The sequence below is a fragment of the Paenibacillus sp. JDR-2 genome (assembly GCF_000023585.1).
In the GTDB taxonomy this organism is placed as follows: Bacteria; Bacillota; Bacilli; order Paenibacillales; family Paenibacillaceae; genus Pristimantibacillus.
Genome location: NC_012914.1, coordinates 3,012,931 through 3,028,126, shown reverse-complemented (window position 1 = coordinate 3,028,126; position 15,196 = coordinate 3,012,931). Strand labels below are relative to the sequence as shown.

Below are 15,196 nucleotides of genomic sequence, written 5' to 3'. Positions count from 1 at the left end.
GAGCGGGTTGTTCTTGCCTTCCGCTATCAAGTTAAACGTTACCTGCAAGTAGAAGGTTTCACAAATAACGTTACGTTCTATGCTTCCGAAGCACTGTTGTCTTGCATTAATGATACGTTACGCTGCGGAGTAAACGTCGAAATCGCGTGCTTGTACACCATTTGCTGACGGCCTTCGCTGTCAATGATGATCGTAAAGTTATCGAACGCTTTAATAACGCCTCTGATCTGAAAGCCGTTCATTAAGAAAACCGTAACCGGAATGTTGTCTTTACGCAGTTGGTTCAAGAAAGTATCTTGAATATTGATCGATTTGTTCATTGGACGTTACCCCCGTCTAAAAAAGATTGATTAGAAGTATATTCAAGATTGACTTGAAACTTTCCTGCTATTATACCATGAATCCGCCGTAAATTGTTGTGAAAATTTTCCCCCATGTCGATCCACTCGATATCCTTCATGTGCCGGAACCAGGAAAGCTGGCGTTTGGCGAACCTTCTCGTATCCCTTTTCAGCAGCTCTACCGCCGCCTCAAGCGTACAATCGCCGCGCAGGTACATGACAATTTCCTTGTAGCCAAGCCCTTGCATGGCAAGGCTATCCTCCGTCACGCCGCGGTCCAGCAGTCCTCTTACTTCCTCGACGAGTCCATCCTCCAGCATTTGATCGACCCTCTGTTCGATACGCGAGTATAGTACTTTCCTATCCATAGTGAGACCTATTATACACAATTCGTAGGGCGATTCTTTTTTCTGTCTTTCCAACTGGGCCGACATCATCTCGCCGGACAGATGAAAGATTTCAAGCGCGCGGATAATACGGCGCTGGTCATTCGGATGCAGACGCTCAGCGGACTTCGGATCTACCTCCGCAAGCCTGGCATGAAGAGCTTCCGCACCGTGCTCCTCCGCATAACGCTCCTGCTCGTCCCGAAATGCGGGATCTGAGCCGTTTTCGTTAAATTCAAAGCCATAGCATACTGATTCAACGTAGAGCCCGGTACCTCCTACGATAAAAGGAAGCTTTCCCCTTGCCGAGATATCGGCAATCGCCTCCTTGCAATGCACCTGAAAATCCGCGACGGAATAGGCCACGTCAGGCTCGCAAATATCGATCAGATGATGGGCAATCCCCTGCCGCTCGGCTAACGGAAGCTTGGCCGTGCCGATATCCATCTCCTTATACACCTGCATCGAATCGCCGGATATAATCTCGGCATTCCATGCTTTGGCGAGATCGAGGCTGAGCTGTGTTTTGCCTACAGCCGTCGGTCCTACCAGAACAAGCAGCGGCTGCTTGCGTTCCTTATATGCTGCTTCCTGCAACCTCTATCACTCCATAAGCTATTTTCGACGTATTCACATGCCGCCGTTCGAATCCAAGCCGTTCGAATTCCCCGCTCTCGCGGTGCTCCTTCATCACGACGGTCTTGCGCGCGACCCTGATTGCTTCCTGCACGGCTTTCTCCGTCAGCGCACTGTCGTTAGCCAGCTTGCGCAGCGGCTCCATGGCGTTGGATTCATGAATCGGCTGGCGGAACATCGGGTCGAAGAATACGATATCTACGCTATTGTCCGGAAGTCCCGCCAAATAATCGGCATGATTATCGTTGATCATGCTAATTCTGCGCATGGCTGCATCCACGTCCGGCAAGCCGGTTTGATAGCCGGCCAATCCTTCGCGCACGACCGCGCACAAGATGGGTTCGCTTTCTATCGCGGTCACCGCTCCCGATTCACCTGCTGCATACGAGAATACAAGAGAATCCGCGGCAAACCCGGCGGTACAGTCTATAACGCTGTCTCCCGGCTTGCACCGCGTCAGATCAAGCAACGGGTCGCTTTCTCCGCGACGCAGTCTCTTCACCCTTACAAAAGCCATGCTGGGATGAAAATAGAGCGGCGACTCCGTCTGTCCGTCGTAATAGCGTACTTCCTTCTCCGTTACAACGATAAGACGGATCTCCTCCATCCTCTCCGCCATCTGACGAAGCGTTTGTTTGCCTCGCGAAACGTACGGAGCGGATAGCTCTCCCGCAAGCCGTTTGGCGGTCGCTAAAGCCCGCTGAGACGGCTTATCGGAGGTTGTTACAATCATGACATCACCCGTTTAAACATTTTTTCAAGCTGATAAGTCGAAAGATGAACCACAATCGGACGGCCATGCGGACAGGTATAGGGCTGATTACAGGCCGCAAGGCGAGCCAGCAGCGCTTCTCCCTCTTCCCGGGTCTTCCGGTCGTTGGCTTTAATCGAAGCTTTGCAGGAGCACATAATCGCCGCTTTTTCCCTAAGCTTCGCAATATTAACGGATTTGCGCTCGCTTAGCAGCAATTCTGCCATTTCCTCGATTATGGCCTGCTCCTCGCCTTGAGGGAACCATTCCGGATAAGCACGCACAAGAAAAGTCTGCGCTCCAAATGGCTCCAGCTCAACGCCTGCTTCCTGGAATAAACCGATCATGCCGCGCAGCTGCTCCGCTTCGCCGGAGGTAAATTCCAAGGTGAGCGGAACCAGCAGCTGCTGGCTGGCTGCTTGCGGGTTGCCGAACTTCCGGAAGTAATATTCGTAATTAATGCGTTCGTGAGCCGCATGCTGGTCGATCAGATACAGCCCTTCCTCAGCCTGCGCAACAATATACGTGCCGTGAAGCTGCCCAATCCAGTACAAGTCCGGGAAGGCCGGCGTACCGTCCGGCCGCTCGCTAGCCTCTCCCACAGGCCGCTCTGAATCCGGGGCCGGAGGCGGTGCTGACGTTTCCTCCGCCGCCTGAAGCGCAGGAGCGGCTTGCTCCCATGGTGCCGCCGCTTCACGCACGGATGTTTCACGCTGCTCGGCAGGCTTGTACAGACGCTCCGTCGCATCCGAAGGCACATAATCACGCTTCGGAGGCTGCGGGAAGGACGAATTAAAAGATGAGCCCGTGTTAGCTGCGGACGTTGACAATCCGGCTGGCCTGCCTGGGTTAACGCTGCCTCCCGGCAAATGAGAAGAACTGTCCTGAGCTCCGGATCCGTTAGAATTGGATGGGCTCCGTTCCTGCCCCCAAGGCATGGACAGCGGATCGGGCCGGTGGAAGGAAATCGCATCCTGGACGAACAGCGGCTTCTCCCGCTCCGGCTTCTCAGCCGGCCCAGGAATATGCCGGACCTGTCCGAGCGCTCCTTTTACCGCCTGCTCTACCAATGTTCTCAGCTCATTTTCCTTACTGAACCGGACTTCCATCTTGGATGGATGTACGTTCACGTCAAGCAGGCTTGGATGCATGCCGATCTCTAATACCACAATGGGGAATCGATTGATTGGCAGCAGCGTATGATAAGCCTGCAGAATGGCCTGATTGACCGCGTGGCTGCGGATATAGCGGCCGTTCACGATCACGGTCATGCCGTTGCGGTTCGCCCGCGTCAGCTCCGGCTTCGATATATAACCGCGCAAATCGTAATCCGACGTCTCGCCTTCCACCTTCAGCATCGCCTTAGCCGTATTCGTTCCATACACGGCCGCAATAACTTGCAGTCTGTCTCCCGTGCCAAGCGTCCGAAGCAGCACCGAGCCGTTATGCTTCAGCGTGATCGCTATTCCCGGATGCGCCAAGGCAATCCGGTATACGTAATCGGTTATATGTCCAAGCTCCGTCTGGATGGCTTTCATATACTTCAGCCTTGCCGGCGTGTTGTAAAACAAATCCCGCACCGACATATCGGTGCCTTGAGGAGAATTGGCAGGCTCACTTGCCGTAACCGTTCCGCCTTCTATAAATAGGCGCTGGGCCAAGCCTGTAGAATCGATCGACGATACGCATTCGAGCCGAGATACGGCTGCAATACTCGGCAGCGCTTCTCCGCGGAAGCCAAGACTTGCGATTTTGAACAAATCGCTGCTGGACGAGATTTTACTCGTTGCATGCCGTTGAAACGCGGTTTCCATATCCCCCGGCTCAATGCCCGCGCCGTTATCGGTGACGCGAATAAACGACAATCCGCCTTCTTCTATCGTAATATCGATAACGGAGCTTCCGGCATCAATCGCGTTCTCGACCAGCTCCTTGATGACGGACGCAGGCCGTTCTACGACCTCTCCTGCTGCAATCTGGTTGGCAAGCTGCTCATCCAATACCTGGATTTTCCCCATGCAAACCCCTCCTTGCGTCTAAAACTTCTATGCTAATCGTTCAGCTTCTGCTTCATTTCATTCAGCCATTGCATCGCTTGCATTGGCGTCATATTAAACAAGTCCAGCTTACGGAGCTGGTCCGCGAGCTGCTCGGCCTTCGGCGAGGCTTTGCGGCGCCCTTGCTCCTGAACCGGCTGTACAGCCGGCGCTGCCGGATCGTCAAAGATGGAGAGCTGAACAGCGGCCGCCGTTTCTTTAAATACCAGCCCGGATTCGGGAACAACGTCGTAAGACGGAACTGCCGGAGCTTCAGCCGCCATACTTGCGGAAGCAATGGCAGTGCCTGCCGGCAGCTTCTCCGAAGCTTCTTCCTCCAAATGCTCAAGCAGTACATAAGCCCGGTCAATAATGGAATTCGGAAGCCCCGCCAGTCTTGCGCAATAAATCCCGTAGCTTGTGCTTGCCGCTCCGGGAATCAGCTTGCGCAGGAAGGTCACATGATCGCCGCTTTCCTGTACGGCCATGCAGGCATTCGCCAGCTTTGGAAGAGAAGCCTCCAAATGCGACAACTCATGGAAATGCGTAGACACAAGCGCTTTACAGCCGATATGGTGATGGACGAACTCGATGACCGCCTGAGCGATAGACATCCCTTCGCTAGTTGACGTGCCGCGGCCAAGCTCGTCAATGATAACGAGACTGCTAGCCGTCGCCTTTTCCGTCATTAGCTGAATATCCTTCATCTCGACCATAAAGGTGCTTTGACCGCCGATGAGATCATCGGCTGCGCCAATTCGTGTAAAGATGCGGTCGATCATTGGAATTTCCGCCGTCTTTGCCGGCACAAAGCAGCCGATCTGCGCCATGATGCAAATCAAGGCTACCTGGCGCATATAGGTGCTCTTACCCGCCATATTCGGGCCGGTAATGAGCAGCATCGACTGCTCCTCTTGGCGAAGCGAAGTGGCATTATTGATAAACGGTACGCCATCCATTACCGCCTCGACTACCGGATGACGTCCTTCCTCAATAACCAGATTGTATTGATCGGTTATAACCGGACGGACAAATCTTCTCTCCGCGCTGACCGTAGCGAGCGACTGATAGACGTCAAGCTCCGCCACAACCTCGGCCAAACGCTGCAGACGATGAAGCTGCAGGGCAAGATGATCCCGCAGCTCGATAAAGCGAGCGTACTCCAGATCAACCATCTTGTCCTCGGCTTCGAGAATAAGCCGTTCCTTCTCCTTCAGCTCCGGCGTTACGAAGCGTTCCGCGTTCGCCAGCGTCTGCTTCCGTTCGTAACGTCCTTCGGGCAGCAAGCCCAAGGCGCCTTTGGATACCTCGAGATAATAACCGAACACTTTGTTAAAGCCGATTTTAATCGTTTTGATGCCGGTTGCTTCGCGTTCCCGGCGCTCCAGCTCGGCAAGCCATTTCTTGCCGTTCGTGCTGGCTTCTCGAAGCTGATCTAGGTAATCGTCGTAACCGGCCCGGATTAATCCGCCTTCCCGTATAGAAACGGGAGGCTCGTCCACGATAACCGTCTCGATCAGATCGGCTAGATCGGAGCAGTCATCCAGACCGTCAACAAGCTGGCGAAGCCGCTCAGACCCGGCTTGACGCGCCAGCTCGACGAGCTGCGGCGTGCGGCGGATGGAGCTTCTCAGCGCGTTCATATCCCTGCCGTTCGCACTGCCGAAAGCGACCCGGCCAACAAGCCGTTCGAGATCGTAAACATGGTTCAGCTCCGAACGGATATCGTCGCGGGCAATCAAATTCCGGTAGAGTGCATCAACGGCTTCGTACCGTTCTTCAATCTTCGAACGGTTAAGAAGCGGCTTGTCGATCCAGCGTCTAAGCAGCCTTGCCCCCATCGACGTTTGGGTCCGGTCGAGCAGCCACAGAAGAGAACCTTTTTTGCTCCGGTCGCGGACCGTCTCGGTCAACTCGAGATTGCGGCGCGTGTAATGGTCCAGAATCATATATTGATTCGGCTCATAAGCGCGGATTGTACGGACATGGCCAAGGGAGCGTTTCTGCGTCTCATCCAGATAACCGGTCAAGAGGCTAACCGCGCGGTAACGCGTTTCGTTCAGTACTTCCAGCTGCGACGCTTCAAACTGCTCGCGAAGCTTGTCCTCAGCCATAGGCTTGCGGCTAGTCAGAAGCACGGGACGGTTCCATACCGCCTGCTCCTTGAGCTGTGCCAGCAGATTTTCGTCGCCAACGATTTCTGCAGGCTGATAGACGTTGATTTCATCAATTAACGTATCAATATTGAAAGCGAGCGAAGTCGCGTACAACTCGCCGGTCGACAAGTCGCAGGCTGCCATGCCAATTGCAGCCGTAGAGACCGAACCGACGGAAACGATAAAGTTGTTGGATTTGTCCGCAAGCGACTTCGATTCCATGACGGTACCCGGCGTAATTACGCGGACGATTTCCCTGCGTACAACGCCTTTGGCCGCACTCGGGTCTTCCACCTGCTCGCAGACCGCAACCTTGAAGCCTTTTTCTACAAGCCTTGCAATATAGTTTTCCGCAGAATGATAAGGGACGCCGCACATCGGAATTTTCTCCGACATGCCGCCCTCTCTGCCCGTTAATGTAATTTCAAGCTCGCGCGAAGCATTTATAGCATCGTCAAAAAACATCTCGTAGAAATCGCCGAGACGGAAGAAAAGGAACGCGTCTTTCGCTTGCTCCTTAATTGCGAGATATTGTTGAATCATCGGGGTATAACCAGCCACTGTTGCCCCTCCCAGGTACATAGCATTTAAGTTTCTTATATTTTTCAAGCGTAAACGGCTGCGCCTTCCTTTGGAGAGGCAGCATACGTTTCGCGAGTGAAATATATATTTTACAAAACATCATTCTGCTATTATACCAAGCCGATAGCCGCGCGCCAACCTGCATAACCCCTGCCGGGCAGGCCAACGGAAGAAACCGGAAGAAAAAGCCCGTTGCAGCTGGGGGAAAGCCTATACCCTGCACCTTGCGGTGAATACAATGCCACTAACTAGACTCGAAGTCGAAGAAGAACGGCACGGACTAACCATTGGAGGGGATGGTGAAATCCATCAACATTTTATTTTTGGAGCGCGGAGGGATTTGGAGCTACGGTCTGCCCGACGGATTGAGGGATTTGGGGCATGAGGTGCGGATGTCCGGTCCGGTTCATTCCGGTTCGTTAACCCGCCACCTGAGCGAAAACAAACCGGATCTGCTTGTCTACGTCGGCTGGGGACGCGATCACGCTCCCGCTAAGCAGACGCTTATCCGTAAATTTGCTTCGGACAACAATATTCCTCTAATTTACTGGTCTACGGAAGACCCGAACTTTACGGACGAATTTACGCTGCCTTTGCTAAAAAGAATAACTCCCGCGTTCGTATTCACGATTTCAGCCAAAGCAGCCGAAAGATTCCGCATGCTGGGCTACGCCAGCGAGCATTTGGACTTTGCTTTCCATCCCCGTATTCACCGCAGGATCAAGCCGCTAAAACCCTATAAGGCGGATATCGCCGTGGTAGCCAATGCTTATCCTGGCGTCTTGAAGCGATACCCCAAGCTCTACCGCCGCAAGGCGATGAACATCCTCATCCGGCCGCTGCTGAAAGCCGGCTACCGTATCGATTTTTACGGACGGAACTGGCATTTAATGAAACCTTACCTCGGACGATCATTGCCAACCCGCTGGATCAAGAAGCCGATTGCCTATAAAGACGCCTGCAAAGTGTACGGCTCCGCTAAAATCATGCTCGGACTGCAAAATTATACGGATATGGCCACCCAGCGAACCTACGAGATTGTCGGCTCCGAAGGATTTCTGCTTACCTGCAATACGGCGGGAGTAAGAAAGCTGCTTCAGGCTGGCCGCGACGCCGCTCTATCCTCATCCCCGCAGGAAACCCTGCGGCTTGTCCGGCATTATCTGGGGAATCCGAAGGAACGCGAGCAAATCCGGCAGAACGGAAGACTCGCCATTGCCGAGCACACGTATACCAAGAGGGCACAAAGCATGCTGGATGCTTTAAAGAGAGAAGGTATTATCCCATGAATATTTTATTTCTCGAAAGCCATCCCATGTGGATTCACGGACTGCCTAACGGCTTCCGCGATCTTGGGCATCAGGTACGGATTTCCGGCCCGTTAAGCCAAGCTGTTATCCTCGGATTGCTCGACGAATTCAAGCCGGATCTAATCATTAGCCTCGGTTGGACGCTTCAGCATAAACCGGAGAAAAGGCAGCTGGTTCATGACCTTGTGAGGCCGACGGAAATCCCGTTTGTCTTTTGGGCTACCGAGGACCCCACCCATCATGCTGCGTTTTCTCTCCCCTATGTACAGGCTGTGCAGCCGGACTTTGTCTTTACAATATGCAAGTCCAAAATAGCGGAATATGCCGGCATCGGCATTCCTTCGGCCCATATGGACTTCGGCTTTCATCCCAAGGTGCACCGCGCAGGCAAAAGCTTCCCGAAGTACCGCAGCCGAATTGCCGCCGTTGCTAACGGGTATCCCGAAATCATGAAAAAATATCCGCAGCATTACCGCATCGAATCGATGCAGCAGCTCATCAAACCGTTGGTGCAAGGCGGCATCCGAATTGATATCTGGGGCAGACAATGGGCTAACATGAAGCCCTTCCTTGGCGTTAAGGTCCCGTTAAAATGGATTCACGGCCATCTCAAATACCCTCTCGCGCACAAGGTGTACAACTCGGCCAGAATCGTTATCGGTCCGCAGAACCACTTGACCCAGGTTACGCAGCGAACTTACGAAATATTGGGATCGGGAGGTTTTCTGATCACGAACGATACGCCCGCCGTCCGGGAATTGTTCCGTCCCGGCAAGGAGCTCGTCGTGGCGGGATCTGCCGACGAGACCAAAAAACTGGTTCGCTATTATCTGAAGCATCCGCTGGAACGCAGGAAGATCCAAGAGCAAGGCCTTGAAGCCGTGCAAAAGCATCATTACAAGCATCGCGCGGCTTATATGCTTGAGCAGCTGAGAAAGCATCATATTATTCGTTGATCGTTGACGCGGCATAGCAAAGCGAAGTTAGGCTAGCGATCAAGAAAAACATTAAAAATGGCGCATCCCTTACAGGCGCGGGATGCGCCATTTGACGCGGATGTCAGCCCGCTCATCCCAGGTTGCGCCGCGCCGCGCCGCATCGAGCAAAGGCTCGATGTAAGGCGCCAGCGCGGCGTAGCTTGCCGTCGCCGTCATAGATACGGCGACGCCGTCGAGACAGCCGGCGAGCTCCGCGCGGTCGCCGGCGTAGTAGGCTGCGACATACCGCTCGTCAAGAGCCGGTATGTCCTGCAAGGCATCCGCCTCGCGCGCGCAGAGAAGCGCAAGCGCGAAGGCGGCTTTGGCCGCGGCCGGCGACACCAGCCAGCTCGGCAGCGTCCGGTATTCGAAGCCGCCATGCGGCTGCTGGCGGTAATCGCCCAGGACGCCGTAGCGGGGGCGCCGCCCGCGCCCGGCGGGATCCTCGACAAGCGCCAGCGGGAACGCGGCGTAGCTGTCGAGCAAACGCAGCAGGCGCGGCGTCAGCCGCACGCCGCTGAGATGGATATGCCCGCCGAGCGCAAGCCCCGGCACGGGCATGGCACCAGCGGCCCAGCGGAGGCTCGGGTCGCTGACAAGCCCGGCGGCGCGGAGCAGCAGCCGCCGGATGTGGGCCGTGAGCCCGGCAGGATCCTCGGCCGGCTCGGGACGAAGCTCGGCGACGGGATACATCAGCCGCCGCCCGATCAGCATGGCGTCGCTGCCCGCTGCGCCGCCGACGCCTCCCAAATACCGGGAGGCCGGAGCGATCTTGCCGTCCGGCCGGATAAGCACAAACTCCGGATCCGCACCGATAAGAAGCGGCGCTACTTGACGCTCCGCTTCAGCCTCAGACAGCAACAGCGGACCTATTTTGCGCCTCTTTGCCGTTCGCATCGAGACACGGCCGTCCGTCCCCAGCGCAACAACCGCTTCACCAATATCTATTCCTACTGCGTAAAGTCCCGCAATCGCCCTACGGATTACCCGGCGCAGCACGGGATCCGCCGGCCAATCGGAAGGATGTCCGGCAGCAGCGTCCGCAATCGGTTCTCCGCTGCCTAAAGGCCTTCCTGCCCGGTTAATCCGCTTGAGCTCAATCAACGCGAGATCGGCTGCTAGAACCCGGTATAACCGTTCATCCTCCTGCTGCTCCCGATAAAGACCTGTTCGAAGCCACCTTGCCTGCATTTCGGCTTCCGTCAAAGCTATTGCCTGCCGTTCGTTGTCAAGCCGGTTCAGCCGATTTCCAGCCATACCCGCCCACCTTCTTTTTTATTGGATTCGATTACGACTTTTAGGGCATGCGGCGAATGCCCAAATTAAATGAATTCAACAAAAAGAGGGCTTTCGCCCTCGAATTTACCGCTTTAGCGGCATATCTTACAGTACAGAAGCGGATAAGTGCTTCCGGCTTACAGGTCGTCGTCCAGTAAGTCTGGATCCAGATCCTCGTAATCCCCGTCGCCGAGACCGAACTCAAGTTCTTTACCGTCGTCGTAGCCGCCCGGGAAGCAGGCTACCCAAACTTTTGTCTCGGCGATCATTTCAACCGCATACTCGCGCTCAACGCGGACGACAACGCCGGAACCGCTTGTTGAGATGTTGGCCTCAATGCAGTTAGGCTCCTGAATGCAATCGGCGGATACTTCTTCCGTGGAAGACCGATGCTTAGGATCCAGATAAGAAAGAGGCACATGCTCTACATAATGTACGGTTTCTTTTGCTACGTCCGTTTGCGAATTCTTGCTATACGAATACCAAATGTTGAGATCGTAAGTACCAATTACCTCAATTCCGTCGCCCGATCGAACCGCTTCATATTGGTGGTTGATTACCCACGCACCCAATATGCTGGTCGGGTGATGAGGCGGTGTTACGGTATGAGAGACAGTGGAAAACTTACGACCTTTCCCGCAGACAGCTTTCGTTATAATCTCTCTACCTTGTAGCTGTTTATCTGCAAATGTCATCGATTTAACCTCCTCCATACAATCATTCATTTAAAGTGTATGCAGGTCATTCGTCTAGGGTGACTGAATCTTTCCCGCGCCGCCACGAATTTTATCCCTCTTTATTTTATGGCTCCGCTTTGTCTAACATGACATTTCTTTTCTTTAATCGTTTGGCGATTGCCAAATATCTTTCAAGCTCCATCGTCATCTTCAAAATAGCGGCGCGAAGCTCGAACTCGTCACGCGTGCGCGGAAGCTCCATCGACTTGTACAGCTGTCTCAGCTCGGACAAGCGTTTCTCCGTTATCCCGCGGTATACCTCGGATTTCACTTCTCCGGATAGGAGCTCCAGCAGCTCCGCAAGCGGTTCGTTCTGCGGCAGCTTCTCGTAGATGAGCGCCAGCTCCTCCAGCATGGCCTGCACCGACTCGAGCTGGAGACGCCGCATTTCAAAATAAGTGGACCAATAATGCTCTTGCCCGAATAGCCGGTTCTCCTTGTTCAGCACGGCCCGGCGGGCGCCTTCATCTATAATCCTGTGAACCTCAAGCAGCTCGCTGCCGTTCCAAATATGCGAAGGTTCGCGGAGCGTCCTGCCCATCTCGGTGAAAATATCGCCAAACAGCTTCTCGACGGAAGCTTTGAGCGACTCGAGCAGATGCTGATCCTTCGGCATATAGATGAAGTTGATCACGGTTGCCCAGCCGAGACCGCAAATCATGAGCAGTACTTCGTTTTCCAATACGTCAACGGTGACTTCCCCATGATTGAATAGCTGGAATACGATAACCGCGCTGGTTACGATGCCGTCCTTTAGTTGAAAACGCGCCAATACCGGGAACGTCATCAAAATAAATAACGCCACTACCCAAATATGAAAGCCAAAGATCGTAAAGACCAAAGAGGCAAAAAAAAGTCCCAGCGAAGAAGCGACGAAACGCTGAATAGCGCTCTTCAGCCCTTTCATCCGGCTGACTTCTACACCGAGAATAGCAAGAATACCCGCACCAAGCGGCGGCTCCAAGTTCAAATACACGGCCGAATAAATGGCGATAATGGCTGCTAATGCGGTTTTGATAATGCGAATGCCCACTTATTTCCCTCACGTTCGGATAGATTAATACGATTATCCTAACGCTCCCGCCAGCCTGACGTCAACTTTCGTTCCAATATCGCCACAAGTTGATACATGATCGTAGCGACTACGGCGATGACAATCAGAGTGGATAAGACAAGGGTGAAGTTAAATACCTGGAAGCCGTAGATCATCAGATAGCCGAGTCCAAGCTTCGCGACAAGGAATTCGCCGACGATAACCCCGATCCAGGCGAGACCTACATTGACTTTTAAAGCCGATATAATAACGGGAAAAGAGGCAGGCAGAATAACAAGCCGGAACAGCTGCGCCCTGCTCGCGCCAAACAACCGGACCACCTTGATATAACCCGCTTCAATCTCTCTGAACCGGTTGTATATATTAATCGTTGTGATAATAACCGTCACCGACAAGGTTACCGCCACAATCGAAGTAAAGCCCGGTCCAAGAGTAACGATGAAGAGAGGACCAAGCGCAACCTTCGGCAGACTGTTCAATACGACCAGATAAGGATCCAGTACTCTCGATAAAAAAGGAAACCACCATAAGAGCGCAGCGATACCGGTTCCGACCAGAGTACCGAGCAGAAATCCGATAATCGTCTCGGATACGGTCATTCCGATATGCGGCCAGATCGAACCGTCTGCCATCGAATTCCATAGCTGGTTGATGATTTTCGTCGGGTAACTAAACAACAGAGGGTCGATCCACTTTTGCCTGCCTGCCACTTCCCATAGGGCAATGAAAAGCAGCAGGATCGTAATCTGTGTTGCGCCTACTGCCGCAGTAACCCGTCTAGCCTTTTGCTTGAATTGACTGTGAAGCTCTTTCATTCCGCTCTCGCGGTCTTCCTCAACGCCGGATAACAATACGTTCTTGCCCGTTTTCTCCACTTTAGGCATGCCCGCCGCCCCCTTCCGCCCGGTTAAGCTCTGCCCACAGCTGATCAAATACGTCCTGGAAGCCCGGCAGCTTGCGCGCCTCCATCGGTGTGGCTTGCCGGATCTCATCCGGCACCACAAGCTCCTTCACGATTCTGCCCGGATTTGCGGCCAGCACGATAACCCGGTCGCTCATTGCTGCGGCTTCAGCCAAATCATGAGTAACGAGTACGGCCGTTTTACCAAGACGCTTTAGCGTTTCGTCTACCAGATCTTCAAGCTGAAGCTTAATATGCAGGTCCAGCGCGGAAAAAGGTTCATCCAGCAGCATCACTTCCGGATTAGTCGCAAGCATGCGGGCCAAAGCAACACGCTGCCGCATGCCGCCCGATAGCTCATGCGGGTACTTGCTGCCCGAACCCGGCAGCCCCAGTTCCGACAGCAGGCGGTCTACTTCCTTCATCGCCGCGGCCGTCTTTCCTCCGGCAATCTCGAGGCCGATTGCGGCATTATCCCGGATCGTCCGCCACGGGAACAGGAAATCCTGCTGCAGCATATAGCCAACCAGCCGGGACGGACCAAGGACAGGCGCTCCCGCGAGAAGCACCTGCCCTCCGCTTGGAGGAAATAATCCCGCAAGCATGCTGAGAATCGTTGTTTTACCGCAGCCGCTCGGACCGACGAGGCTGACGAACTCACCGCGCCGAACCGTCAAATTCAAATTCTCGACGGCCAAGGAAGCACCCTTTTCATTTACATAGACATGGGACACATCCTTCAGTTCCAGCCGATTATCTTCGCCAGCCATCGAAAGTCCCCCTTATTTTATTTCTTAACGTCCACTATCGATTTCTCCGCAAAGCTGTTGTCCACGATTTTGCCGTATTCGGTACGTTCCTTCAGTTCGCCAGCTTGGGTCATTACGTCAAGAAGGTTATTCCATTCGCCTTCGTCAATAACAGGATCGGTAGCATAAGAGCCTTGTTGTTTGTAACGGTCGATGGAACTCACCAGGATGTCTCTATCCACGTTATCAAAGTAAGGGGCTACGACGTCCGCAATCGTTGAGGCATCGTTTTCCTGTACCCAGAGCTGGGCGCGGTGTACGGCATCGGTGAACGATTGGATTGCTGCCGTATTTTTCTTGATATAGCTTTGCTTCGCCATAAACACGGTGTAAGGCAGATGTCCGCTCTCTACGCCAAAGGAGGCAACCACCTTGCCCGTACCTTGCTTCTCGAAAACGGAAGCAGTTGGTTCAAACAGCTGAACATAGTCGCCCGTGCCGGAAGCAAATGCAGGTGCGATATTGGCAAAATCAACGTTTTGAATCAGCTCCAGATCCGCATGCGGGTCAATGTTATGCTTTCTTAACGTGAATTCGCCCGCCATTTGAGGCATTCCGCCTTTTCTTTGGCCGAGGAACGTAGCGCCTTTCAAGTTGTTCCAGTCAAAGTTCGTATCATTCCGGGCAACCAGGAACGTACCGTCGGTTTGCGTCACTTGAGCAAAATTAATAACCGGGTCGTCAGAGCCTTGCTGGTACACATAGATCGACGTTTCCGAACCAACAAGCGCGACGTCAATCGTGTTGGAGAGCAGCGCGGTCATCGTTTTGTCCCCGCCTGCCGTAGTTGTCAGCGTAACGTCCAGCCCTTCGTCAGCGAAAAACCCTTTCGCCAGAGCTACATATTCCGGAGCATAAAAGACCGACCGCGTTACTTCGCCGATGGTCAGCTTAACCTTATCCGAGTTTCCCTTGCCGCAGCCGGCCAGCGCGGCTGTTGTCGTCAGCGCCACAATGAGGAGCAGCGACAGCCATAGCTTCCTTCTCATCCGTTAACCTCCCGTGATTACTCAATTAAAGTAAGTAGTAAGTACAATAGCCTATGCAGGAGCAAAAAAGTCGGTGCATTCCGAACAATGAGACTCCGAGGTTGGAATCCGGGCACAAAAGAGTAAACGACTAAAACTATCTGAAAGAAAGATGCTTCGTAATACTCCTTTAAACAGAACAAACGCAGCAGGAGCAATCTCCTGCTGCGGACAGCCTCATTATCCCGAATAACATGTTTTTTCCATGTTACAG

13 protein-coding genes are annotated in these 15,196 nt (G+C 53.6%); 2 read left to right on the top strand and 11 right to left on the bottom strand.

All coding sequences use genetic code 11. The annotated features are described in order from the left end of the window. Positions 1 to 77: 77 nt before the first annotated feature. The 5 genes from hfq to mutS are packed head-to-tail and all read right to left on the bottom strand — an operon-like array spanning position 78 to position 6,867. On the bottom strand, positions 78 to 320 hold the full coding sequence (gene hfq, locus PJDR2_RS13245) for an RNA chaperone Hfq (protein ID WP_015844208.1): 243 nt from the start codon (positions 318 to 320) through the stop codon (positions 78 to 80). Then, positions 317 to 1,324, bottom strand: a complete 1,008-nt coding sequence (miaA, locus tag PJDR2_RS13240) for a tRNA (adenosine(37)-N6)-dimethylallyltransferase MiaA (RefSeq protein ID WP_015844207.1) — start codon at positions 1,322 to 1,324, stop codon at positions 317 to 319. Before miaA ends, hfq begins: the two co-directional genes overlap by 4 nt. Further along, positions 1,305 to 2,096: a class I SAM-dependent methyltransferase gene (locus PJDR2_RS13235; RefSeq protein WP_015844206.1), complete on the bottom strand. Its 792-nt coding sequence runs from the start codon at positions 2,094 to 2,096 to the stop codon at positions 1,305 to 1,307. Before PJDR2_RS13235 ends, miaA begins: the two co-directional genes overlap by 20 nt. Further along, on the bottom strand, positions 2,093 to 4,132 hold the full coding sequence (mutL, locus tag PJDR2_RS13230) for a DNA mismatch repair endonuclease MutL (RefSeq protein WP_015844205.1): 2,040 nt from the start codon (positions 4,130 to 4,132) through the stop codon (positions 2,093 to 2,095). Before mutL ends, PJDR2_RS13235 begins: the two co-directional genes overlap by 4 nt. A gap of 32 nt (positions 4,133 to 4,164) precedes the next feature. Continuing rightward, positions 4,165 to 6,867, bottom strand: a complete 2,703-nt coding sequence (gene mutS, locus PJDR2_RS13225) for a DNA mismatch repair protein MutS (protein WP_015844204.1) — start codon at positions 6,865 to 6,867, stop codon at positions 4,165 to 4,167. A 317-nt stretch (positions 6,868 to 7,184) separates the two neighbouring features. Between mutS and PJDR2_RS13220 the strand changes: the two genes are divergently transcribed. After that, positions 7,185 to 8,177 carry a CgeB family protein gene (locus PJDR2_RS13220; protein WP_150106478.1) on the top strand — a complete coding sequence of 331 codons (993 nt, stop codon included), beginning with the start codon at positions 7,185 to 7,187 and terminating at the stop codon, positions 8,175 to 8,177. Further along, positions 8,174 to 9,154: a CgeB family protein gene (locus PJDR2_RS13215; RefSeq protein ID WP_015844202.1), complete on the top strand. Its 981-nt coding sequence runs from the start codon at positions 8,174 to 8,176 to the stop codon at positions 9,152 to 9,154. The genes PJDR2_RS13220 and PJDR2_RS13215 overlap by 4 nt, the downstream gene beginning before the upstream one ends. A gap of 69 nt (positions 9,155 to 9,223) precedes the next feature. Here the strand turns inward: PJDR2_RS13215 and PJDR2_RS13210 are convergent, their stop codons facing one another. The 6 genes from PJDR2_RS13210 to PJDR2_RS13185 all read right to left on the bottom strand — a co-directional run bounded on the left by PJDR2_RS13210 (position 9,224) and on the right by PJDR2_RS13185 (position 14,943). After that, positions 9,224 to 10,432 carry a putative amidoligase domain-containing protein gene (locus tag PJDR2_RS13210; protein ID WP_015844201.1) on the bottom strand — a complete coding sequence of 403 codons (1,209 nt, stop codon included), beginning with the start codon at positions 10,430 to 10,432 and terminating at the stop codon, positions 9,224 to 9,226. 158 nt (positions 10,433 to 10,590) lie between these two features. Beyond that, positions 10,591 to 11,148 (bottom strand): outer spore coat protein CotE, encoded by a 558-nt coding sequence (locus tag PJDR2_RS13205; protein ID WP_015844200.1) that lies wholly within the window; start codon positions 11,146 to 11,148, stop codon positions 10,591 to 10,593. A gap of 106 nt (positions 11,149 to 11,254) precedes the next feature. Continuing rightward, positions 11,255 to 12,223, bottom strand: coding sequence for an aromatic acid exporter family protein (locus tag PJDR2_RS13200; RefSeq protein ID WP_015844199.1), 969 nt, complete (start codon positions 12,221 to 12,223; stop codon positions 11,255 to 11,257). A gap of 38 nt (positions 12,224 to 12,261) precedes the next feature. Next, positions 12,262 to 13,128 (bottom strand): ABC transporter permease, encoded by an 867-nt coding sequence (locus tag PJDR2_RS13195; RefSeq protein WP_015844198.1) that lies wholly within the window; start codon positions 13,126 to 13,128, stop codon positions 12,262 to 12,264. Then, positions 13,121 to 13,915 (bottom strand): ABC transporter ATP-binding protein, encoded by a 795-nt coding sequence (locus PJDR2_RS13190; RefSeq protein WP_015844197.1) that lies wholly within the window; start codon positions 13,913 to 13,915, stop codon positions 13,121 to 13,123. The genes PJDR2_RS13195 and PJDR2_RS13190 overlap by 8 nt, the downstream gene beginning before the upstream one ends. A 17-nt stretch (positions 13,916 to 13,932) precedes the next feature. Then, entirely contained in the window at positions 13,933 to 14,943 is a 1,011-nt protein-coding gene (locus tag PJDR2_RS13185; RefSeq protein ID WP_015844196.1) for an ABC transporter substrate-binding protein, read from the bottom strand. Positions 14,944 to 15,196: the final 253 nt, after the last annotated feature.